At 43.5% G+C, this 23,119-nt stretch carries 23 protein-coding genes and 2 pseudogenes; 19 read left to right on the top strand and 6 right to left on the bottom strand.

Annotation, left to right across the window (positions count from 1 at the left end; translation table 11 throughout):
• Window positions 1-13 precede the first annotated feature (13 nt).
• The 12 genes and pseudogenes from HMPREF1212_RS27475 to HMPREF1212_RS09040 all read left to right on the top strand — a co-directional run bounded on the left by HMPREF1212_RS27475 (window position 14) and on the right by HMPREF1212_RS09040 (window position 7,345).
• A complete protein-coding gene (locus tag HMPREF1212_RS27475; RefSeq protein WP_008020351.1) occupies window positions 14-145 on the top strand; it encodes a hypothetical protein in 132 nt (43 codons plus the stop codon).
• Window positions 146-421: a hypothetical protein gene (locus HMPREF1212_RS09100; RefSeq protein ID WP_046149150.1), complete on the top strand. Its 276-nt coding sequence runs from the start codon at window positions 146-148 to the stop codon at window positions 419-421.
• Window positions 422-425: 4 nt separating this feature from the next.
• Window positions 426-1,055, top strand: a pseudogene (locus HMPREF1212_RS09090) (DUF4141 domain-containing protein).
• 29 nt (window positions 1,056-1,084) lie between these two features.
• Entirely contained in the window at window positions 1,085-2,098 is a 1,014-nt protein-coding gene (gene traJ, locus HMPREF1212_RS09085) for a conjugative transposon protein TraJ (protein ID WP_004313118.1), read from the top strand.
• Between the two features lie 30 nt (window positions 2,099-2,128).
• Window positions 2,129-2,752: pseudogene (traK, locus tag HMPREF1212_RS09075) on the top strand (conjugative transposon protein TraK).
• Entirely contained in the window at window positions 2,742-3,032 is a 291-nt protein-coding gene (locus HMPREF1212_RS09070) for a hypothetical protein (protein WP_046149146.1), read from the top strand. Before traK ends, HMPREF1212_RS09070 begins: the two are co-directional and overlap by 11 nt.
• Window positions 3,016-3,867: a conjugal transfer protein gene (locus tag HMPREF1212_RS09065; protein WP_046149145.1), complete on the top strand. Its 852-nt coding sequence runs from the start codon at window positions 3,016-3,018 to the stop codon at window positions 3,865-3,867. The genes HMPREF1212_RS09070 and HMPREF1212_RS09065 overlap by 17 nt, the downstream gene beginning before the upstream one ends.
• 15 nt (window positions 3,868-3,882) lie before the next feature.
• Complete coding sequence (traM, locus tag HMPREF1212_RS09060; RefSeq protein WP_046149144.1) at window positions 3,883-4,284, top strand: conjugative transposon protein TraM; 402 nt, start codon at window positions 3,883-3,885, stop codon at window positions 4,282-4,284.
• Window positions 4,285-4,288: 4 nt separating this feature from the next.
• The gene (gene traN, locus HMPREF1212_RS09055) at window positions 4,289-5,188 is read left to right on the top strand and encodes a conjugative transposon protein TraN (protein ID WP_046149143.1); all 900 of its coding nucleotides are present in this window, start codon (window positions 4,289-4,291) and stop codon (window positions 5,186-5,188) included.
• A gap of 15 nt (window positions 5,189-5,203) precedes the next feature.
• Complete coding sequence (locus HMPREF1212_RS09050; protein WP_046149142.1) at window positions 5,204-5,794, top strand: conjugal transfer protein TraO; 591 nt, start codon at window positions 5,204-5,206, stop codon at window positions 5,792-5,794.
• 25 nt (window positions 5,795-5,819) lie between these two features.
• Entirely contained in the window at window positions 5,820-6,281 is a 462-nt protein-coding gene (locus HMPREF1212_RS09045) for a TraQ conjugal transfer family protein (protein WP_046149141.1), read from the top strand.
• Window positions 6,282-6,433: 152 nt separating this feature from the next.
• A complete protein-coding gene (locus HMPREF1212_RS09040; protein ID WP_046149140.1) occupies window positions 6,434-7,345 on the top strand; it encodes a M48 family metalloprotease in 912 nt (303 codons plus the stop codon).
• A 21-nt stretch (window positions 7,346-7,366) separates the two neighbouring features.
• On the opposite strand, the gene HMPREF1212_RS09035 is transcribed toward HMPREF1212_RS09040, so the two are convergent.
• Window positions 7,367-7,828, bottom strand: coding sequence for a hypothetical protein (locus HMPREF1212_RS09035; RefSeq protein ID WP_046149139.1), 462 nt, complete (start codon window positions 7,826-7,828; stop codon window positions 7,367-7,369).
• Between the two features lie 649 nt (window positions 7,829-8,477).
• On the opposite strand from HMPREF1212_RS09035, the gene HMPREF1212_RS09030 reads away from it, so the two are divergent.
• From HMPREF1212_RS09030 to HMPREF1212_RS09010, 5 genes are all read left to right on the top strand, one after another.
• A complete protein-coding gene (locus tag HMPREF1212_RS09030; protein ID WP_046149138.1) occupies window positions 8,478-9,719 on the top strand; it encodes a site-specific integrase in 1,242 nt (413 codons plus the stop codon).
• Window positions 9,720-9,791: 72 nt separating this feature from the next.
• A complete protein-coding gene (locus tag HMPREF1212_RS09025; protein WP_046149137.1) occupies window positions 9,792-10,166 on the top strand; it encodes a hypothetical protein in 375 nt (124 codons plus the stop codon).
• A 61-nt stretch (window positions 10,167-10,227) separates the two neighbouring features.
• Entirely contained in the window at window positions 10,228-11,814 is a 1,587-nt protein-coding gene (locus HMPREF1212_RS27130; protein WP_046149136.1) for a 30S ribosomal protein THX, read from the top strand.
• A gap of 767 nt (window positions 11,815-12,581) precedes the next feature.
• A complete protein-coding gene (locus HMPREF1212_RS09015; RefSeq protein WP_157316981.1) occupies window positions 12,582-13,376 on the top strand; it encodes a hypothetical protein in 795 nt (264 codons plus the stop codon).
• Entirely contained in the window at window positions 13,373-14,161 is a 789-nt protein-coding gene (locus HMPREF1212_RS09010) for a caspase family protein (protein ID WP_046149134.1), read from the top strand. The genes HMPREF1212_RS09015 and HMPREF1212_RS09010 overlap by 4 nt, the downstream gene beginning before the upstream one ends.
• A 693-nt stretch (window positions 14,162-14,854) precedes the next feature.
• Here HMPREF1212_RS09010 and HMPREF1212_RS09005 read toward each other — a convergent pair.
• The 5 genes from HMPREF1212_RS09005 to HMPREF1212_RS08985 all read right to left on the bottom strand — a co-directional run bounded on the left by HMPREF1212_RS09005 (window position 14,855) and on the right by HMPREF1212_RS08985 (window position 18,847).
• Window positions 14,855-15,094: a hypothetical protein gene (locus HMPREF1212_RS09005; protein ID WP_046149133.1), complete on the bottom strand. Its 240-nt coding sequence runs from the start codon at window positions 15,092-15,094 to the stop codon at window positions 14,855-14,857.
• Between the two features lie 123 nt (window positions 15,095-15,217).
• Window positions 15,218-15,445, bottom strand: a complete 228-nt coding sequence (locus HMPREF1212_RS09000) for a hypothetical protein (protein ID WP_229098444.1) — start codon at window positions 15,443-15,445, stop codon at window positions 15,218-15,220.
• Between the two features lie 79 nt (window positions 15,446-15,524).
• A complete protein-coding gene (locus HMPREF1212_RS08995) occupies window positions 15,525-17,447 on the bottom strand; it encodes a ParB/RepB/Spo0J family partition protein (protein WP_046149132.1) in 1,923 nt (640 codons plus the stop codon).
• Between the two features lie 78 nt (window positions 17,448-17,525).
• Window positions 17,526-18,542, bottom strand: coding sequence for a hypothetical protein (locus HMPREF1212_RS08990; protein ID WP_046149131.1), 1,017 nt, complete (start codon window positions 18,540-18,542; stop codon window positions 17,526-17,528).
• A gap of 32 nt (window positions 18,543-18,574) precedes the next feature.
• A complete protein-coding gene (locus tag HMPREF1212_RS08985; RefSeq protein WP_046149130.1) occupies window positions 18,575-18,847 on the bottom strand; it encodes a membrane protein in 273 nt (90 codons plus the stop codon).
• Between the two features lie 532 nt (window positions 18,848-19,379).
• Here HMPREF1212_RS08985 and HMPREF1212_RS08980 point away from each other — a divergent pair.
• Together HMPREF1212_RS08980 and HMPREF1212_RS08975 are read left to right on the top strand one after the other, a co-directional pair.
• Complete coding sequence (locus HMPREF1212_RS08980) at window positions 19,380-20,483, top strand: NAD(P)H-dependent flavin oxidoreductase (protein WP_046149129.1); 1,104 nt, start codon at window positions 19,380-19,382, stop codon at window positions 20,481-20,483.
• The gene (locus tag HMPREF1212_RS08975; protein ID WP_046149128.1) at window positions 20,480-23,068 is read left to right on the top strand and encodes a DUF5686 and carboxypeptidase-like regulatory domain-containing protein; all 2,589 of its coding nucleotides are present in this window, start codon (window positions 20,480-20,482) and stop codon (window positions 23,066-23,068) included. The genes HMPREF1212_RS08980 and HMPREF1212_RS08975 overlap by 4 nt, the downstream gene beginning before the upstream one ends.
• The last annotated feature ends 51 nt before the right edge of the window (window positions 23,069-23,119 follow it).

Genomic DNA, 23,119 nt, shown 5'->3' with positions numbered 1-23,119 from the left:
TCTATAGAAGACAATGAGTAAGAAAGATTTATTAAGCCAATGCAGGGAAGCACTCGGAGATGCGACCCTGACCAATCTGGATCTGCTGAACCTGATCGGGGAAATGAAGAAGGAACTGGAACACGACCGCATCTGCGGTCACTGAATGAACAAGGAAGGCGGCTCCACGCTGACAATCCGTAAATCCAACCACGTGACGGACGGATTCAAGGGTTATAAAGCCACGCTGTTCGCCGGAGAAATGAGTTATACCGAAATCAATATCCCGCTCCGTAAAGGGGACGACCTTTTCCTGCACGGGAACAAGGATGCCGGATGTATCGGGTATTTCAGCGGAAGCGAGGTATTGCTGTTCGGTTGTTACGGGCTGTTTGCCCGTGATGACGACAGCCGGTATTTACTTACCAAAAAAAGGAGATAGACGCATGAAAAAGAGAATGATAATTTTATTCATGGCAATGCTGTCCCTTTCGGTAACAAGCAAAGCACAATGGGCAGTGATAGACCCTACGAACCTTGCTCAAGGCATTGTAAACTCGGCCAATGAAATTGTACAGACTTCCACAACGGCACAGAACATGTGAAGTAACTTTCAGGAGACTGTAAAGATTTACCAGCAGGGAAAGGCCTACTACGACGCTTTGAAATCCGTACACGATCTCGTAAAAGGGGCACGCAAGGTACAACAGACTATCCTTCTGGTAGGTGACATCAGCGATATTTACGTGACCAATTTCAATACGATGATGGGCGACCCGAATTTTACCGTGGAAGAACTCTCGGCCATTGCTTTCGGGTATAACCGGTTGCTTGAAGAAAGCAGCAACCTGCTACTGGACTTGAAGGAAGTGACCACGGCTACCGGACTCTCGATGACCGACAAGGAACGACTGGACATCATCAACCGGATATACGGCGAAGTGCTGGAATACAAGAACCTGACATGGTACTATACTCGCAAGAATATCGGCATATCGTACCTGCGCAGCAAGAAGAAGGGGGATTCCCGACGGGTACTCGCCTTGTACGGGACACATGAACAGCGTTACTGGTAATCATTCATCCTTAAAAAAACAGATAGATTATGGTATTACTATCAATAGATTGGACGAACCTGCATGAGTTGTTGCGTTCGCTTTACGATGAAATGATGCCGCTGTGCGAGGATATGGCCAGTGTGGCGAAGGGAGTGGCCGGTATCGGTGCCCTGTTCTACGTGGCCTACCGGGTATGGCAGTCCCTTTCAAGGGCGGAAGAGATAGATGTGTTCCCACTTTTCAGACCATTTGTGCTGGGCCTTTGCATCATGTTCTTTCCTACTATGGTGCTGGGGACAATCAACGGGATTCTTTCCCCCGTATGCAGTGCCACTTCCTCACTGGTGGAACAGCAGACTTTCGACATGAAGAAGTATCAGGAAGAGAAGGACGAACTGGAACGGGAAGCGATGCTCCGTGACCCGGCAAAGGCTTTCCTTGTGAGTGATGAGGAATTTGACAAGAAGATAGACGAGCTTGGCTGGTCGCTGGGGGACATGGACACGATGATAAACATGTACGGGCAGAAGGCGGTGTATGACATGGGGGAAAAGGTGCGGCAATGGTTCCGCGAACTGTTGGAACTGTTCTTTCAGGCAGCCTCGCTACTGATAGACACGCTGAGGACTTTCTTTCTGATTGTCCTTTCCATACTGGGGCCAATCTCCTTTGCGCTGGCCGTTTATGACGGATTCCAGAGTACGCTCACTACCTGGCTGTCACGCTATATCTGTATTTACTTATGGCTGCCCGTGGGTGATCTGTTCGGTGCTATCCTCTCGCGCATACAGATTCTGATGTTGCAGCAGGACATCAAGCAGATGCAGGACCCGACATTTATACCGGATGCTTCGAACAGCGTTTATTGCATCTTTATGATTATAGGTATCATCGGTTATTTCTGCGTTCCCACGGTGTCCTCGTGGATTATCCAGGCAGGCGGTGCGGGAGCTTACGGGCAGAAGGTGGGCGGTGCCGGGAAAATGGCCGGAAACGGTGCGGCGGCAGTCGGCGGCGCAGTCGGCGGATCGGTAGCCGGACGCATCAAGAAAATGTTCTAAACATATCACTTTAAAAAACAGAAAAAAGACATGGAGTTCAAATCATTAAAAAACATCGAGACATCATTCCGACAGCTACGGCTGTTCGGAATGGTATTCCTGGGAGTATGCGCACTGGTAACGATCTTCGCCACCTGAAAGGCATACGAGTTTGCCGAGGCGCAGCGGCAGAAAATCTATGTACTGGACAGCGGAAAGTCGCTGATGCTGGCACTTTCGCAGGACGTGCAGCAGAACCGTCCCGTGGAAGCGAGGGAACATATCAGACGTTTCCATGAACTGTTTTTCACCCTATCACCGGATAAGAGCGCCATTGAAAGCAATGTGCAGCGTGCCCTTTACCTTTCGGATGAAAGTGCCATCGGTTACTACCGGAACTTGCAGGAGAAAGGCTACTTCAACCGGATGATAGCGGGAAACATCTCGCAGACGCTGACGGTGGACAGCATACAGGGGAACTTCAACAGTTATCCATACGAGATGAAGACCTATAGCCGGCAGCACATCATCCGTTCGAGCAGCGTTACCGAAAGGTCGCTTGTCACCACCTGCCGTCTGAGGAATGTAACCCGGAGCGACAACAATCCGCAGGGCTTTCTGATAGAGAGTTTTACCATCATCGAAAACAGGGACATCGGACAGTATGAAAGATAACGGTATAAAAAAGGTCTTCCACTCGTTCAGAACGGAGAAAGACCGACATATAGCAAAACTCCGCAGACGGTGGCAACGGTTGAGCTACCGGCAGCAAAGGATTATCATCCTTTACCTGCTCGGACTCTTCGCCGCCATCGACCTTGCCTACATCGTGGGCGGTTTCTGCGGGACAGACAAATTTCCGATTGAGGTACAGCATCTCCAAAGGATTGCGCTTCCCCAAACGGACAGTATCCAACCATTAAAAAACAATGTATCCAATGACACAATCCGATAAGAAAGAAGAAAAGAATAAAGAAACGCAGAAAGCGGAACCTGCATCCGAAAAGGAGAAGAAGTTAAACCGCAAGGTTGCCGATAAGCTGAAATTCTATGGCGTAGTGACATTCCTCTCCCTGCTTTGCGCCGGGTTCATCTGGTTTATCTTCAAGCCGGACACGCCAGAAACGGTGGAAGGGACGGCAGGCATCAATACAACGATACCCGACGCTATCGCACCGGAGACAATGGCCGACAAACAGAAGGCTTACGAACTGGAAGAGATGAAGAAACGCAGGCAAGAAAAAGTGAGAACCTTGCAGGACATGGCAGGTGGCTATCTGACACCGGACACAACGGACAGGCTGAAACCGGAAGAAGATGCATCGAAAGCGGATGCTATCCGGGAGTCCAAAGAAAAACAGCGGCAGATTTCAAGGCAGATCACCTCGTTCTATCAGGTACCGAAGGAGAATTCGAGGGTGGACGAACTGGAACGGCAGGTAAAGGAGCTTAACGAAAAGCTGGAACGTGAACGGAAAGGACAAGACCCGCTGGAACTGATGGAAAAGTCGTATGAGATGGCGGCACGCTATTTCCCCGGACAGACGGGCGGACAGGTGAAAAACATACAGCCTGCGGGCGTTACGGGCGGTTCCTCCGGCAATCCTGCGGCCATAGCTGCCGGACGTGCCACGGAGAATGTGGTTTCGTCACTGGCCGTACCTCCGGTACCCGACACGATACCCCGCAATTACGGTTTTGCCACTGCCGTGGGTGGCGGACAGCTTGCCGGAGCCAATACGATACGTGTCTGCGTGGCTGAAGACCAGACAGTGACCACCGGAGCATGACTGAAGTTCCGGTTGTTGGAACCGCTGCAAGTGGGCGGTGTGCTTGTACCTGCCAATACTCCGCTATATGGTACGGTGCGTATCGAAGGGCAACGGATGGCAGTCACAGTAAACTCCATAGAGAGTGGCGGCAATATCCTGCCGGTGGAACTAACGGCTTACGATATGGACGGGCAGGCCGGGCTTTTCGTTCCGAATACTGCAGAACGTACCGCCATGAAGGAAGCCGCCGCCAATATCGGGGGCAGTTTCGGAACAAGCATCTCGTTCGCACGCAGTGCCTCGCAACAACTCGTCATGGACGTGACAAGGGGCGTGCTTAGCGGCGGATCACAATATCTGGCCACAAAGATGCGTGAGGTGAAGGTGGCTGTAAAGGCAAATTATCAACTTTTATTAATATCCAAAAAGCAGTAATCAGATGAAGACAAGAATTATTTTATCATTAGTCATGCTTTTAACCGTATTGTCGGTAAAGGCGCAGGAACCGGTGGAAACAAAGATTTTCCCCACCAACCAGATTATCTCACCGCATAAGATTGAGGTGACTTTTCAGAAAACCGTACATATCCTTTTCCCTTCCGAAGTGAAATATGTGGATTTGGGTTCGTTCGACATCATAGCGGACAAGGCCACGGGAGCAGAAAATGTAGTACGCATCAAGGCGGCGGTGAAAGGTTTTGAAGGGGAAACGAACTTCTCCGTCATCACTGCCGACGGTTGTTTCTATTCTTTTAATGTGGTTTATAAGGACAAACCGGCCTGGCTTTCCATTGAGATGGAAGACTGGCTCCGGGACAATCCCGAAGGCGGGATTGCGGGCGACCGCATGTTCGTGAAGCTGAAAGAACTCGGCGGGGAGACACCGCTGGTGGTGAACCGTATCATGTACACGCTGTATAAGAAGAACAAAAGGGACATCAGGCATATCGGTTGCAAGAAGTACGGCATACAGACATTGCTCAAAGGGCTTTATATCAACAATGACCTGCTGTACCTGCATACTTCCCTGCGCAACAGTTCGGATATATCGTTCGACATTGACTATATCCGTTTCAAAGTGGTGGACAAGAAAGTAGCCAAGCGCACGGCCATGCAGGAGAACTTCATAGAACCTGTAAGGACATACAACCGCCTGGTAACGGTGGATGGGAAAGCCACGGTGCGGGGTATATTCGTGCTGCCCAAGCTCACCCTGCCGGATGACAAACTGCTCGTGGTGGAGGTTTACGAAAAGGGCGGTGCCCGTCACCAATCGTTCCGCATAGAGAACACAGACCTTGTGGCGGCAAAACCAATCAGTGAACTGCATCTGAAATAATAACCTATATATAAAATGTATATGCAAAGAATACTATTTATACTGACAGTTGCCGTATTGTCGCTCTTTGCGGGCGAAGCATACGCACAGCGTGACCTGCCGGGACAGACAGGCATACAGTTCACCTCGGGCGGGGTGAATCATTTCCTTTCATGGAAGAGTGGCGGCGAACGCCACTACTTCACCTCGCTGGCCTTTACACATACCAACCGTAACCGTACCTACTGGCTGTATGGTCTGGATTATCAGATAAAAGAGTACACCTACGAAAATAAGGCAATACCCAAAGCGCAGTTCACGGGGGAACTCGGCTATTTTATTCCCGTATTGTCGGATAAGGGCCGGAATGTCTGTTTCCGTATCGGACTTTCCGCTCTGGGCGGCTTCGAGACGGTCAACTGGAGAACCTCCCTGCTTCCTGACGGGGCGGCAGTGACAAACGGGGACAGTTTTATTTATGGCGGAGGACTGACTGCGGCTTTCGATGTCTATCTGACAGACCGGATCATCTTCCTGCTGCAAGTCAAGGAAAGGGCGCTGTTCGGAACGGATGCGGGGAACTTCCATACGCAGGTAGGTTTGGGCGTCCGCTTTATCATCAACTAACCAAAAGAGAAAGGAGAAACAGAAAATGAAAAATGTATTATATATATGTATAGGCGCACTGCTTGCGGCGCTGGCCTTCAGTTCTTGTAACGATGAAATAGACATCCGGCAGGATTATGATTTCAGCCTCTCGTCATGGTATCTGCAAAAGCAGATCGCGACGGGTGAAACGGTGGAGATACGCTTTTATCTTGACCGTGAAGGGGACTATGAAAAGGCAGAGTATGAAATAGGTTACATTCAGATGGAAGGCAAGGGAGAAGTGTCCGACAGTGAAGGCATAAAACTTGTGAACCGGGAAGTGAGGCCGCTGGCAGAGGTACCGGGACTGGATACGGAAAATCCGGTGAAGCAGGTATTCACTCTCTTTTACCGTTCGACAAGTGCCAAACGCTCGGAACTGAAATTCTTTGTCCGGGACAATTTCGGGCAGGAAAGGGAAATGGCAGTAACATTTGACACGGAAAGCGGTACGACGGAAGAATAGCCGTTACCAATACCTATAAGTAAGAACGGTGGGGCATCCCGCCGTTTTTCATTCCATAAATTTGACTGTATGGCAGTAATTTGATTGATTTATCCACCCGGTGATTCAAATTAACTTTTTATATTTACCAACCGTTTTAAATTTATAAGCACATGAAAACAGCACTCCGTATATTCCGCATTTTATTCAAGCTGCTTTTGCTCTGTTACGTGACAGTGGTAAACATTATCCTTATATCGGCTTTTTATGTCCTGCTTCTTCTTATTGTGGAATGGGTGGCCCCTTCCTTCCTGCCGGGACTGTTTGCCGAATACTCCTTTGCGCATCATCTGGTCTATTCGATGCCTTTCTATCTTGTACTGCTTTATATCCTGTACAGTCTTTCACCGCTGAATGTATGGATGATGCGGATAAAGGAAGGGTACAAACCGCTCAGCGGTGACGAGCGGGCACGGGGGGAACTCCTGCTCGCAGAAATGGGGATGGAAAGGAAACTGAATGTCTACCGAAACAAGGACGCACGCACGAACGCCGTGACTTTCGGTTTCAATACCATCGGTCTGACGGACGGCATACTACGGGTGGCTACGGATGAGGAACTCAAAGGGATAATCTGCCACGAAGTGGGGCATATCTCGCATTATGATTTCGTTTATCAAGTGCTTTTATTCTCGATGCAGTCGCTGGGCTACCGTTGTCTGTACGGACTGTTCCTTATTCCTGCACTGGTTTTCGGAATAATCGGAAACCTTGTGATTGCCGTGATTCCGGCTGTCCGGTTCGCTGTGGTGGGGATAGCAAAGCTGTGGTGGAGTCTTTATAAACTGCTGCATCATACGATTTACGGCATCAGCCGGATAGCCGACGTGAATATCAACAAATACGCTGAATATCGCTGTGACACGTATGCCGTGCGTTATGGTTGCGGGGAAGGTCTGCTCTCGTTCCTGCGTCGGTTGGCGGTGACGGAAACGGGCGGCGGGCGGCCTTCGTTTACCGAATATATCATGAGTACGCATCCGTCAACCGAAAAACGGATTGAACGGCTGGAGAAACTGCTGTAACATGCAATAAGGTATGTGTGCCTATATCATTTTACGGATATTGGTATAGGGAATACCGGATGCACGCACCTGCCCGATTTCTTCGGAAAAGTCGTCATAATAACAGACGATATGGCTACCGGTAAGGGTGTTGCTGAAAACCTCTTTTTCCGGAAGCATTTCTTTATTGTCCGCCTGCTTCATCAGGTCGTCATACAAGGCACGATACACTTTGTCGGTATCTGCCGGAAAAGCTGTTCCCGGTATGATTGTCGAAAGGATTATATCCGGGCATTTGTCCGCTTCACGCAGCATGACTATCGTGTCCGCACCTAATAATCCGATATAGGAATGTAGATTGCAGGTGAATGTGCGGTAACCTTCATTGTAAAATGAAAGAATGATCCGGTAGAGTTCCATACGGATTTTATCTTCCCTGAATTGGTCGTATTTTGTTGTCTTTTCAATGGTACTGCCGGTAATGGCAACGCTCTTGTTGTACATCTTGCTATGATTTTTTGGTGGATACCTTGTCCGTAACTTCCTGCTATGTACCGAAAAAAAGCACAGTACTTAACAAGTCTGAACACAGGCACGACCAAGCGCCTCGCAGGAGACGAGTTAAGCCCGTGCCATATATATACGACAAGGACTTCGCCCGTTTACCCTCCTGCTTTAAAATTGGTCGTTTCGTGTTCAGGAATAAACAGCTAAAAGCTATTATACTATATTGTCATTCAACTTTTTTAGTCTTATAACTATCTTTTTAAAATTCAGCGCTGCAAAGGTAGAAATAAAAAGTGGAAATGGGAAATACGGAGCGATAGAATTGATAGACAAGAGGTTTAGGGAATTTGGGGTTGAAGAGCGAAGCCAACGAAAACCAAAATAAAGCCAAGTTGAACCGGAGCTGCGTAACCTAATAGTAACCTGTGTATTTTTAACCGAAAGGTTATGAGATAGATATGGGTGATGGACGTAAGGTATTAAGGATAAGCAGTTTTGGAGAGAAGAGAAGGTTTTAAGGAAGGGGATTTGGAAAAAGCGACCGAAAAAAATATGAAAAGCGATTTGTCTGCTTTGCTCCGCTCCGGTTTGCATATCAATGAATGATTCTTCATAACGTAATTTTGAACCTAAAAAAAGTAGAGTTATGAAGAGTACATTTTCGACAATCTTTTATCTGAAAAGATTAGCAGTGAAGAAAGACGGTACAGTGCCTATCATGGGACGTATCACAGTGGACGGTACACAGACGCAGTTCAGTTGTAAACTGAATATCCACCCGGATTTGTGGGATACGAAAGCAGGACGGGCAACAGGATGCAGCACAGTGGCGCTGGAAACAAACCGCATGCTCGACAAGATGCGGGTGAAAATCAATCAGCATTATCAGGAGATAATGGACCGTGACAATTTTGTCACAGCGGAGAAAGTGAAGAATGCGTTTCTCGGACTGGAACATCGTTTCCGTACGTTAATGACGGTGTACGAGCAGTATCTAAAAGATTATAAGAAGCTGTGTGATGAAGATATGAAGTCTATCAAGACGTATCAGAAATATCAGACGGTGTATAAGCACCTGAAAGATTTCCTTTACCAACGGTATAATCTGAAAGATATTGCGCTGAAAGAACTGACGCTGGCTTTTATCAAGGATTTTGATATGTATCTGCGCACGGATAGGCATTGCTGCAATAATACGGTATGGATTCATACCGCTCCCCTGCGCACGATGATAAATGTGGTTCTTGATAATGAATGGCTCACTCGTGACCCTTTCCGCAAATATGAGATTGAAAAGGAGGAAACGACACGTACTTTTCTTAATAAAGAGGAAATAGCACGCCTTTTAGATACTCCGATGAAAAATGCAAAGCAGGAATTAATCAGGGATTTGTTTTTATTTTGTACATTTACGGGCTTGGCTTTTGCGGATTTGTATAATCTTTCGGAAGAGAACCTACGGACGTATTTCGACGATCACCTTTGGATTAATATTCCACGCCAAAAGACAAACGTAGTTTCCAATATCCGGTTGCTGGATATTCCGCGCAGACTGATTAACAAATATCGTGACCTTGCGACGGATGGCAGGGTGTTCCCCGTTCCGGGTTATCAGGTGTGTTTGTATAATATCAAACACCCGATAGCGAAGCGGTGCGGAATAACCAAACACCTGACATGGCATGTGAGCCGCCACACAATGGCAACAGAGGTGTGCATGACGAACGGCGTACCCATTGAAACGGTAAGTTCGATTTTGGGACACAAGAGCATTAAGACGACACAAGTCTATGCGAAAATCACAAAAGAAAAATTGAACCGTGACATGGAAAACCTTGCTGACCGTCTGGGAGACATCAAGGAATTTGCCGTTATGAAAGCCGTATGAGATACGGCAGGGCTGGAAGGATAAACAGAGAATCAAGTAGAACGAAGTGTGAAATTTATTAAGTGTACAAGTATGGAACGGGACATCATAAAATTTGAAAACGGAAGAATGTTCGCAACCGGAAGTAACGTGTTAATGGCCTCAACGGAACTCGGCGAGTTGTTCGAGGTCAGTCCTGCACAAGTGGATCGGGCGGTTCAGAGATTGATTAAGAGGGGTATTTTTGATAAGTATGCGATTTATAAGACTATCCCGGTGGAAGGACACGAAGATAAAATCGGCTGGACGAGAGAGGTGTACGGCATAGAGGTGATTATTCCACTTGCCTACGAATGGGACAACGCTTTTACCCGTATGTTCAGGAAATGGCTGGCGGAAAAAGCGACAAGCATGATAAAAGAAACTCCGACGATATTTATACAGTGCGGAAAAGGATTTGTCTGCTGATATTCCAGAGAATAAAATAATAAATAGATAAAATATTGCTTTAGAATAGAAGCTACACAACATGGGAAAAGGTGACATAAAAACAAGAAGAGGAAAAATTTTCAATAAGTCTTTTGGAAAATATAGACCTCGAAAATCATTAAAAAAACGTAGGAGAGCTATACAAAAGAAGAATTATCCTATTTGCTATTTATGCGGAAAAAGGATGGTAAGAGAAGAGTATTATTTATCTCATAAAGACTTGTTTAAAGAAAAACCTTGTTTTCTTCATGAGGAGCATATAATTCAAAATGCCCTCTATGGCAGACTTAAATCGGATTCTATATTGTGCAAAAAGTGTGGTAATAGACTTGGAGATGACATAGATAGCCAATTTGTAGCATTATTTGCCCCTTTTATCGGACAATTGAAAAAGAAACTTATTACAAAAGATCATGGTGAAAAAAACGCTGTAACATTGAAAGGGCATCTTTATAAAGATGAAAAATTTGAAAACAAAATAGATGTTCAAATTAGAGAAGGTAAAGTATCTCCTGTTGAGCCATTCCATAAAATAGATAAAGTAGAAAAGATAGTAAAAATATTTGCAAATGAGAAAAGAGCCATGCAATACGAGCCAATTGTTCGAAAAAAAATGAAAGAAGAGGGACTAAATCCCAGTTCGTTTGATTTTGAAACAATTACAGACATTCACAATGAAGGTATCTTAGCATATTTATTCACAGAAGGGGTCGTGAATTTTAATGATAAATTCAAAAAAGGATTTGTGAAAATAGCGGTCGATTTCGCTGCACATTGTGGCATAAAAAGAAAAGACATGCCACAAGTCCTTGAAATAAATAATACTATGCAAATAGGCAAACTTAAATATGATAATTGTTGTCTTCCATTTGTTTGTATAGGAACACTTGATACCATTTTGGAAATTAATAGACCCCAAATTGAAAAATTATACCCGACTCATACTCTTATTCTATTTAATCAAAAAATAGGCGAGAGAAATTTGTTGTATTGCTATATTGATTTATTTAGTACCTTTCAATACTATGTATTGCTGAATACTGACTACAAAGGGAAAAGTGTTCATAAAGTGTTTTATCAAACAATTCTTAAGCAGGAGATTCCAGAAATTAATGTTCGGGATTTCCGCCCGAAAGAATTGGGCATTATTATCAACCAGTATGGCATTGATATGTCAAAATGCAAAAGCAACAATTTGACTGAAATGTATGATTTTATAGAAAAAGAAGTTCACAAATATAAGACCAGTCCAATATTAAATTTCCCAACGGAACTAAAAAATATATTCGATAGAGTATCACTGCCAATCGCACTACAAATTGGAGGAAAAGAAATTCCCGGAAAAGAAGAAGTTGTAGCAGAAATAAATTATCAAATACCTGATTCTGAAAAAAAAGCCATCATTTATGAAATGTATAATTACAATAAAAATGAAGAACATTTCAATTATCAACTATATAGAAATATATTTTATGAAAATGATGGCAAAGGAGGTGTTGAACCTATGTCTTCTCCAATAGAGTGCAATAGTTCTACAATTACCGATAAAGTGAGAAAAGCATATTGTCATATGAAGTTTGAACAATTAAATCGGTTTATCTATAGCAAAGATAAGCAGAAAATTTGAAAGGTAGAGCAGAACGGTGCAAGATAGTTGTAAATAAAAGGTTTAAGACAAAAAGGGGAATGGAAAGCGAAGCCAACGGAAACCGCGAAAAAGCCAAATAAAACCGGACTTCCGTTACTATCCCGTTACTTTCATTCCGATGAGGTGGATGATAGATAATATGCTGAGAAACAAGGAAAGAAGGGTATTTCCGCTTGCAAATGCAGGTATTTTTTGAAACGGTGAAATATCCCACGAAAAAAAGAGGTTTATCCGATTTGATTGCGCTGATTGGCTGCGTTTTACATATCTTCTTACAGCTCTACAATGAATAATTTTGTTCACTAAAAACTCCGTTGTATAAAGGGATGGGTGGATAATCATAAAAGCTACAGCTTGCACAGCCGTATAAAAGAAGTTTCCCGTCTGTCAATGTGGTGCTCGCACCTGCTTGCAGACGGGATATTTCTTTAGGCTGTGCCGTAGGCTGAAAATGGTTATTGGAACTTGTGGAGATAACGGTTTTCAGACGAAAATACGGGCTTTTATACCGCTGAACGGGTTGGGAAAAAGAGGAAAAGGAAAACGAATAAATTATCTCTGAACATCGTTTGCTAATTTCAATTTTAATCGTACTTTTGTACGTGAAGAGTCATTTGAAATTATGCAGACCGCAGAAGTTCAAAACATTCTGTATATTGCTAATTCGTAACCTCCTAATGGTTAGGATAGGTCACGTTTATTATCAATTACTTCCCATTTTTATTATATTCAATAAAAAAATCAGTATGGAAAAGCAAGATTATGAAATTGAATGGCCGAATATGCCAGTAAAGTATCTGATCACATCAAACTCAAATAAATATATTGTTTTTTTGGATAATGATCTTGATCTTGATTGGAAGACAACTGATGAATTTGATGAAAGTATTTCTGAGACAGAAAGAATTGAATTTAATAAAATAAAAAACGATGTTGACAGGTTGGAATGTATATACCTTGATAATTTGAGTGAACTAATTAAGATAAACTATAAAAGACAACTAGGAGAAGCCCTTGTCCGTGCTTTCGATGGCGACTACGATAATGCCAAAGAAATGCTGAATCATGCCGAACAGTTTATCTCCAACAGAAATATAGAGGAATCACGTGTAATGTTTATACAAAGCAGTGGTATGACGGCCGGAGTATCGCTGATTATTATATTACTCCTATGGTTATTAAGGGATTTCTTTATTAGTCTTATAGGTATTACACCATTTTATATATCTATATCATTTCTTTTTGGATCCATTGGTGCATTTCTTTCTGTTATTTTACGATTGGGAAAGTTTGTACCTGATTATAATGCTTCAAAAAAACTGCATTATCTTGAAGGTGTATGTAAAATAGTTGTCGGTATGATTTCAGCTCTTGTGGTTGCCCTATGTATAAAGTCAGAACTAATTCTTCCGGTTTTTTCTAAAGTAGAATCAACTTATCTAGCAATGGTTTTAGGTGGTATGATTGCAGGAGCAAGTGAGAGGTTTGTGCCCTCAATTATAGGAAAACTCGATAATACTTTAAATACAGAAGAATCATGAAAAGAAAAATTTTAATCATCACGAATCCTGGTGTAGTAGGTGACCAATATTATTGCGAGGGAGTATATAAAGACAGAGATAATTATAAGTCCTTTTTCAAATCTGCCTACGGAGGTTTTTTTTCGGATAGTGAAATTAAAGTAATGGATAAACCGAGTAAATGGTTGGTTGATTTTGAATTAGACATGCTTCAAAAAAATGATATAGAATTTTCAATTATTATTTTTTGCGGTCACGGATACTATTCCACAACAAGAGAATCTAATATTTTGTGTCTAAACGATAAAGAAGAAACTATCAATTCACTTGATTTGAGAAAAAACTATAATAAACGAATCATCATTGAAGATAATTGCCGAGAAAAAGTGAAAGAACCTCTTTTGGAATCACTACAAAAGGCATTTAGCGCAACTCAAATATTTGATTCTGGCGGCAAAATTCCTAATCCAGAAGAATGTAAAAGGTACTATAACGAATGGATTCAGAATTGCTCCAAACAACTTATTTGTGCAATGTCGTGCAATATTGATGAAACAGCGGGGGACAGCAGTTCACGTGGTGGATATTATACATCAAGCTTACTAAAGTCAGCAACAGATTCTGCTAAAGATATTACTAAAAAAATAGATTTAACAAAAAAATATAAGATATTAAGTTTTCCCGAATGCCACAATAAAGCAATACCATTAGTTATCGCTTTAAGTGGTGGACAGCAAAATCCTCAGATTGATAAACCAAGGATACCTGTCGGAGAGCCTTATTTGCCCTTTGTTATAATAGCATAATATTTCCACGTATATTTAACGCAATATCGGAAATAAGCAGATTGAAAAGAGATATGAAATAATATGGCCTTGATTAATATAAGAAATTAATCGGATTAGCCTGAACTATATATATCCATAGTAATAATTGATTTTACTAAAAATAAAGCTCTGTCAAGATTTGAATTTTACTCCGTAGGGTAACGGGTAGGTAGACAATCATAAAAGCTACCGCTTTGCACAGCCGTATAAAAGAAGTATCCCGTCTGTCGATGTAGTGCTTGCACTTGCTTGGCTGGCGGGATGTTTCTTTAGGTTGTGCTGTAGTCGAAAAATGGTTGCTGGAACTTAGAGGTAACGGTTTTCAGACGAAAAGAGGGCTTTATACCGCTTTTAGGGTTGGATATTAAAGAAAAAAAGGGCGGAAAAATATCTTGGAACATCGTTTGCCAAATTCAAAAATAGTCGTACTTTTGTATTCGAAGAGTCATTTGATATTATGCAAACCGCAGAAGTCCAAAACATTCTGTATATAACTAATTTGTAACCTATTAAGGGCTACGTTAGGTCAAAAAGGGTTTTATTCTATTTATTATCAATTACTTCCCACATTTTTATTATATTCACTGCGCAAAAATGGAAAAAAGCCGGGCAACCGCATAGGGATTGCCCGACTTTTTTCGGATGGAATTTGCAGGTGTGGGGTGTGGCAGGTCAGTCCACGGGTTCGCCACCATAACAAAGACGGCAGATGTCCTTATGGATTTCACACATGATGTTCAGTTTCATCCGTTCACTGATATGGCGGTTGTCGGAACGCATAAACAAACGGTTCTCTATCAGGCTGCAAAATTTCGTGCCTTCTTTGCTTACCATACAGAGGATTTGATGTTCAAGGAAAAAATCCATATCGGTGGAATACTCCACATTCGGGGAAATTCTGATATATTTCATTGATTGATGTTTTTAAATGATAATTACGGTGGCGGTGTAGGTGGGGTCGCCCGGCCCTGCCCTCTGCTCTTTCGGGGGCGGGGAAAATATGTGCCGGATGATTGTTTCCGGCACATAACATAGTTATTCGCATACGAACAATTCATCTGCATTCTTTCCCGATAAACGGATAAGCCTATATTCATACCTATCGTATAGCTTATCAAATTCATCTTGATATTTTGAACGATATGTCCCTCCTTTAGTCATCAGTTGTTCGGGTAATTTCCCGTATTTATCTACAAGCTCCTTTTCTGCCAAAGAACACGCAAATTGTTTGATGGTATCAATGATTTCTTCTTTCTTCATCATGTTATAATCTTATAGTGTTAATTCTAAATCGGGTGAAATAATTGAAAGGTGAAATGCTTCACCTTTCAATTATGTAAATTTAAGCTGCCTTGTCATCATTGGGTAATGCAGGGGAAACATTTTGCTTTTCGTCTTTTGGGGTTGCCGCCTTTTCCGCTTTCTTCATCTCCTTTATCCTTTCGTCCAAACGTTCATGCCGTTTCTGATATTCTTCCTCGTGGGTGGCTTTGGCGAGTCCGTACTGGTCGGGGAAGTGCATGTTTGCGAAGTCCCGTAATAGTTTGGATGCGCTGTTATCCCCGTAAGCGTCCTCGCAAAGAAAATAGTTGATGAAGTCCCGTTTGATAACTGTTTTTTGTGCATCGGTCAGCTTAGCTACAATTTTCATCCGCTGTTTTTCATCCAATTGGATAGGCTGGTCTTTGATACCGCAAAGCGGATAATGCTTTCTTTGCAGCTTGGTCAGCATGATGAAATACAGCATCCCGTCCTCGTACTGTGTAAAAGGGCTTTCGGGGTAGTCGTTTTCACGGACTACTTTCTTTGTATCGGCTACAATCTTTTCAACGGAAAGTTGTTTGAAACGTTTGTCCCTTTCCTGCAATGTCTCGACGGTGACGGGGGCGGTTTCCTTCTTGTTTATTTCTACATAGCAAAGTTCGGGTTCTGTCTGTCCCACCTTTACATAGGTCTTTATCCTGCCTTCCTCCTTCTTTCGGTTCAATTCTTCCACCTTTCGGGCGTATTCCTCGTTTTTCTGTTCAAAGGTCTGTACGGCTTGTTCGTACTCCTTCGGTTTGGAAAACTGTTCTTGTCTCGGTGCTTCGGGGGCTTTCGGAAAACTTTGTGCCGAAACGGTATAATTCAATTCTTTTATCTCGTGCCCTTTCTTGTCGAGTTTCTGAAGTGCCGTTTCGTTCATGCCACCGTAATAGGGTCGGGCTATCACTAACTTCGGATCGGATTTCAACAGTTTCTCCGTTTCCTTTGTTACAAATGCGGCATTTTTGGTATCCAAACACTTGCGGTTGGTACAATGTCCGCACCCGTTATGCTCGGCAAAAAGGTTGTAATTGGCTGCGTTGTGTACACACGCCTTACATTCCGTCTTGTCGAACTTGTATTGTTCAAGGTCGGTGGTATAGTATTCTTCAAAATACTTCTTGAACAGTTTCAGCGTATAACCTGCCCAATTATCCCTGCTGTTCTCTTTGAGGTGTTTCTCGTAAACGTCCTTTTGGATATTGGGTTCATAGGTGCTTATCTCTTCGGCTACGCTGATAGTGATTGTTTCATTGTCCAACAGTTCACCGATAGGCTGATACAGTTCGTTCAGTTTCAGACGGGTATAGATATATTTCTCGCTTCGTCCGAAACGGCTGACAAGTGAATACATATCATACCTGCCCTTTTCAAGCAAGCGTTTGAAAGCTTTCGCTTCTTCGGTGGGGTGTACTTCCTCACGCTGCAAATTTTCACTCAGTGACATATCTTCCGCTTCATCATCTGTTATATTATTATAGATAGTTGTCTTTATCGTCTTTGCTCCTGCAAGCAGTGAAGCACGGTAACGGCGTTCTCCGTAAATGATTTCGTAACCTCTTGCCGTGTGTGGGCGTACTGCGATAGCCTGCAAAACGCCAACCTCCCGAATACTTTCCGCAAGTTCCTGCAAAGATGCGTCATTGAACGTCTTGCGGTGGTTGTCTGCGCTCGGATGCACGGTGGTAATATCAAGGTCAGTTTCGGCTGTGGCCGTTGCAAGCGGTGTTTTGAACGTGGCTTGCTGCGGTGCTTCTTCCGTAACGGTGGGAACGGTTGCCGTTTCGGGTACGGCTGTTGCAGCTTCGGGTGTTTCCGTCACTTCGGTAGCCGTGGGCACGTTCTGCGGTGAAAGTAATATTATCGGCTTTGGGATGATTGCCAAAGCGGTTACCTTTACTGCTGTCTTTTTCTCTGATTTCTGTACGTTGTTCTTATGTACTTTTTTGTTCGTCTTCATAATGATAAGTTTTAAAATATGATAATCTGATTGTCTGATAAGTGGGGCGGATTTTGCTCCGCCCTGCTGTTAATACTGTCATACACGAATGCACATTGCAAGTGCTTTCCTTACTTTTGTTTCCTGCTTCTTGCTATATATCCACCCTGCACGCCTTTCACCGTTGTAGGTAAGGTTCGCACGGAACAGACCGTTTAAGCCTTTCAAAACGTCCTTTATCGGCTTGGTATCACCGAATACGGCTATCGCCTTTTCGCTGTATTCCACAATTTCAAGATTGAGGGCTGAAAGGTCTGCGGATGCTGTCGGCTGTTCTGCCGTGTCTGTTTGGGTTTGCGGTGTTTTCAAACAAATATTTGCTTCATCCCCTGCGGTGTATGCAAACCGTTCAAGGAACTTTTCAAGGCTGTAAATCGACTCTTTATTAATCGTCCAACCACTGTACTTGTTCCTGCCTAAATACATGCCGTCCCCCATGCTGTAATTCTCACGGTGTTCGAAGTCTGCGTTATATTCCGCTAAATGGGACGTTCCCTCAAAATTGGCAGCACATTTGCGCATCTCTGCAAAGAGGTTGCGTGTATGTTTGGAGAAACCTAAAATGACGGTTCGTTCTGTCCGATAGTCATAGTAATCGGTATAACTGTCGCATTCACTTACCCGTAATTCTCCGATAATAACGGCTTTTGCATCTGATGGAATAAGGGGGTGCAACCGTGCCGCACCGATTTTCGAGATACGTTCGTGTTCATCCCGTTCTTCCTTCGCTTTCCGTTCCTCTTCGGCTTTCTTCTTTTTCGCCTTAGTGAGTAAAGCAGCCGTTTCCAACGGATCTAAAAACGTCGGGTTCTCACTGTCGTAATAGATACCTATTCCGAACTTTTCAGATAAAGGGCGGATAAGGTCGGATGTGTTGAAGTCGTAGTTTCTTGTATGTACAAGATGATAGGTAAATCCACGTTGGTTACGGGTGACGTCATAGACTACATAACTGCCACCTGCGTAGCCTTCCAACACAACAATCTGATTGACTGAAACAGTCTGAATGTCTCTGTCATAGCTTCTATTAGCTCCTAATAAATGTACTTTAGTCATAATGATTGAATTTTAAAGGGATTAATAATCAGTCAGAGTATCACGCAAAAAAGAATGAGCAAAAGAGCAAGCACGCAAAGGGAAACGAAAACGGAAAGGATGCGCCACACGGCACGGATGAGGAAGACCACCACCGCCAAAACTCCCAACATGGGCAACAAACCACCCACAAAGGCACACACAAAACGCATCGCCACATACACCACGAAGCCGACCGCCAGCCACTTCACCCATTTTTTTATGCCAGTTGGAGCGGAGCCGAAGCCTCGTTTCAAATCTTGCTGTATTTCAGTTCTCTTTTTCATAACATTGACTTTTTTTTTATGCCTTGTCGGTGGCTTCACCTTGCTCGTTTCAGGGGGCAGATACGGACGGGGAGAAAATATGCAAGGCTTTTGGTGAAAAATTTTCAACCGCCCTGCTGGACGGATTGAAAAATTTTCGCCAAAACCCGTAGGGCGCGAAGCGGGCTTGCAGATTTTTAGGGGCCCTGGACGTAGCTTCGCACCCTGAACTACGGCAAGGTGAAGTCATTGACAGGGTGATAAAAATGAGGAAATCGTTATATGGGGAAAAAGAGAACTGAAATACGGCAAGATTCGGGGCTGGCTGTGCCGACTGGATTAATTAGAAGATAATAATGTTCCAGAATGCTATTTCAAGTTGAAATCTATCCATATTAATAAGTAGTCATTTTCTTCAAATGTATGTTATCATATAATAAAAGAATTCTGCATGCTCTCTCCCCTTTGTAAAATTCAAATTGTCTACAAAATCCCTCTCTACTTTCGCCCCCAGATTTCTACATAAAGGACAAAAAGAATAAAAAAACACTCAATGAGAACATTGCAAATAGGTAATTTAATGCCCCGCCTTCCTATTATTCAGGGAGGAATGGGAGTCGGTGTCTCTTTATCGGGCTTGGCTGCGGCAGTAGCCAACGAAGGTGGCATCGGAGTTATTTCCGCTACCGGACTTAGTCTTTTATATGCCAAGGCTTCCGATAGTTTTGTGGAAGCCGGAAACCGTGGCCTGACAGAAGAGATACACAAGGCACGGGAAAAGTCGGACGGTATCATCGGCGTGAATATCATGGTGGCACTTACCAACTTCGTAGAACTGGTAAAAACCAGTATAGCAGAAAAAGTGGATATTATATTCTGTGGAGCCGGACTCCCGTTAGACTTACCCTCTTTTCTTACGGAGGATTGTTCCACTAAATTAGTTCCTATCGTATCTTCTGCCCGGGCCGCGAAATTGATTTGTCAGAAATGGATAACTACCTATCAGTATCTTCCTGATGCGATAGTGCTTGAAGGCCCGAAAGCAGGTGGCCATCTGGGATATAAAGAGTCTCAGTTGGAAGATGCGACTTTTTCACTGGAAGCCCAATTGCCTTTAGTGATAGCTGAAATTTCTGCTTTTGAGGAAATGTATCACAAAAACATTCCCGTCATAGCAGCCGGAGGTATCTATACGGGAAAAGACATGTACCGCATGTTGGAACTGGGAGCTTCCGGCATTCAGATGGGAACCCGCTTTGTTGCAACCACCGAATGTGATGCAGCCGATGCTTTTAAAAGATTGTATGTCAGTTCCCGGCAACAAGATATTAAGATTATTAAAAGTCCGGTAGGAATGCCTGGGCGGGCTATTCGCACTCCTTTTTTACAGAGAGTGGAGGACGGTACGGAACATCCCGGATGCTGTCCGTTTCATTGCATCAGGACTTGCGACAGTAAAACGAGCCCTTATTGCATTGCACTCGCTTTGTATCATGCTTATAAAGGAAACTTTGAAAAAGGATTTGCTTTTGCCGGTTCAAATGCTTTCAGAGTCGAGCGTATCGTTACAGTCAAAGAGATGATGAAGGAGCTTATCGGTGAATATCAACAGGTTTGCGAATTAATTGAATCAGAAACATCAGTAAAGAAGATATGAAGATAACAATCAGATATTTTATGCTTCTGTCCCTGTTTCATACAGCCGCGTCTGCTTTTTCTACGGTACATGCTCAAAACGTAACCTCGGTGTCGGGTATGGTAAAAGATTCCATTTCCGGTGAACCTTTGCCTTTTGTTTCCGTGTATTTTGAAGGTACTACAATAGGGATGCTAACCGATGAAAACGGAAGATTCACTCTACAACATAAAGGAAAACATTTGAAACTCTCCGCATCTTCTCTGGAATATAATCCAAAAACAATCTCTTTAAAAGCAGGACAAAAGAATGAAGGACTGGAATTGCTGCTCCAACCTGCCGTGTTCCAACTATCTGAAGTCGTGGTGAAACCAAAGAGGGAAAAATACCGTCGTAAAGATAATCCGGCAGTGGAATTAATCAAAAAAGTAATCGAGCATAAGAATGAAAATCGTATTGAGTCTAAAGACAAATATCAAGCCGAGGTTTATGAGAAGTTGGTCTTATCGCTGGATGACTTCAAACCCAATCTGGATAAGAACAAATTGCTCCGCAAGTTCAAATTTATCCAGAATTATGTGGATACCTCGGCGTTCAACGGGAAACCGATCCTGACCGTCTCCGTTCGTGAGAAACTGTCGGATGTATATTACCGGAAAAGTCCCAAAGTGGCAAAGACGCTCGTAAAGGCCAAACGTATGCAAGGTATTGACTACGGGGTGGATGACGGTGTAGGGATTACTTCCAATCTGGAAGAAATATTCAAAACGGTCAATATATTCGATAATAACATCCCTATTTTACTAAATCGTTTCGTCAGTCCGCTATCTTCTACACAAGCCGTGAACTACTACCAGTATTATATAATGGACACGCTCGATGTGGCCGGCGATCCCTGCATCGACTTGGCTTTTGTGCCCGTGAACCGCCAGAGCTATGGTTTTACCGGACATCTCTACATCACACAAGATGGCCGTTATTCCATAAAAAAGGTACTGCTGAATACTCCTACCGATATCAATCTGAATTGGGTGGACCAACTGCGTATAGAACAAGAATTTAAGCAAATGCCTGATAGCACCTGGATAGTCAGCAAGGAGAATACCTTTATTAATTTTTACATAGTGAAAGGCGTACAGAAACTACATGCTCATCATCTGCGGAATTATGACAAATACGATTTCCAGGTACAGAAAGCCGATTCCGTTTTCGGATTGTTGGGAACCGTCCATGTCAGTCCGGAGGCTGTTGAGCAACCGGATACATTCTGGCAACACAATCGTCCCATACCCTTGAAAGAGAAAGAGGACGCAGTGGGAGATTTGTTGGCGAGACTGCGAAAGATACCCGTCTTTCATGCCATTAAAAAGACCGCGGAGATACTGATTACCGGATACATTCCGACGGATGGTGATAAGAAAAAGACAAAGTTCGATTTCGGCCCCATGTATAACACCATTAGTGCAAACCGTATAGAAGGACTGCGCCTGCGTGCGGGAGGAATGACGACCGCCAATCTCAACCCGTATTGGTTCGCCAGTGGTTATCTGGCATACGGTTTCAAAGATCGGAAACCAAAATACAATCTCAAACTGACTCATAGCTTTAATAAGAAACTCTATTTTGAAGGAGAAAGCCCGCTCAATAACCTGTCATTTATGTATGAGTACGATCTCTATACACCCGGACAGGACTTTCTTTTTACGAGCAAAGATAACTTGTTTCTTGCTTGGAAGGTAGGTGAACCGATAACCAAAATGCAGTATATCCGTAAAAGCGTGCTGCAATATGAAAAGGAGTGGTTAAACGGGCTTACTTGGAAATCGTGGATGCTTTACCAGAATAGTGAAGCTGCCGGAACGCTCCGGTATATGGAGCGGGATGCGGCTGGTAATCTGCATCTTTTAAAAGATTTTACGACTGCCGAAATAGGGACGCAACTCCGTTTCGCTCAGGGAGAACGCCTTTACAACGGTCGTGCGGGAAAAGGTTCGTCCTTCAATCTCTCCAAAGACGCCCCGGTATTCAAACTATCCCACCAAATAGGAATAAAGGGAGTCCTGGGTGGAGACTATAATTACCACCATACCGAGGTCAGTGCTGAAAAGCATATCTGGCTATCTTCGTTCGGCAGACTGGATGTACAGGCGAAGGCTGGAAAAGTATGGAGTAAAGTTCCTTTCCCATTATTAATATTACCGAATGCCAACCAGTCCATCACCATCCAGCCGGAATCATTTCATTTGATGAACGCGTTGGAGTTTGTGGCAGACCAATACGTGTCGTTTAATGCCACTTATTACTTGAAAGGATGGATATTGAACCGTATTCCTATCATTAACTGGCTCCGGTTCAGGGAAGTCGTTTCCTTTAATATGATCTATGGTGGATTGACTGACAAGAATAATCCGGCGCTTACTCCAGGACTGTTTATGCTTCCCGAAGGGACAAGACCGCTTGGTAAAACGCCCTATATGGAAGCCAGTATCGGACTGGACAATATCTTCAAGATACTACGCATCGATTATTATCGAAGGCTGACCTACCTGAATGATCCGGGTATTCAAAAAAGTGGTTTCCGGGTAGCACTTCGATTCTCATTCTGATCGTTTATAGAACACTAATAATTGATATATGAACAAACTTGATAATCTACG

The sequence above is a fragment of the Parabacteroides sp. HGS0025 genome (genome assembly GCF_000969845.1).
Taxonomy (GTDB): Bacteria; Bacteroidota; Bacteroidia; order Bacteroidales; family Tannerellaceae; genus Parabacteroides; species Parabacteroides gordonii.
The sequence above is the reverse complement of the archived record's forward strand: the minus strand, read 5'-3'. Positions and strand labels throughout refer to the sequence as shown.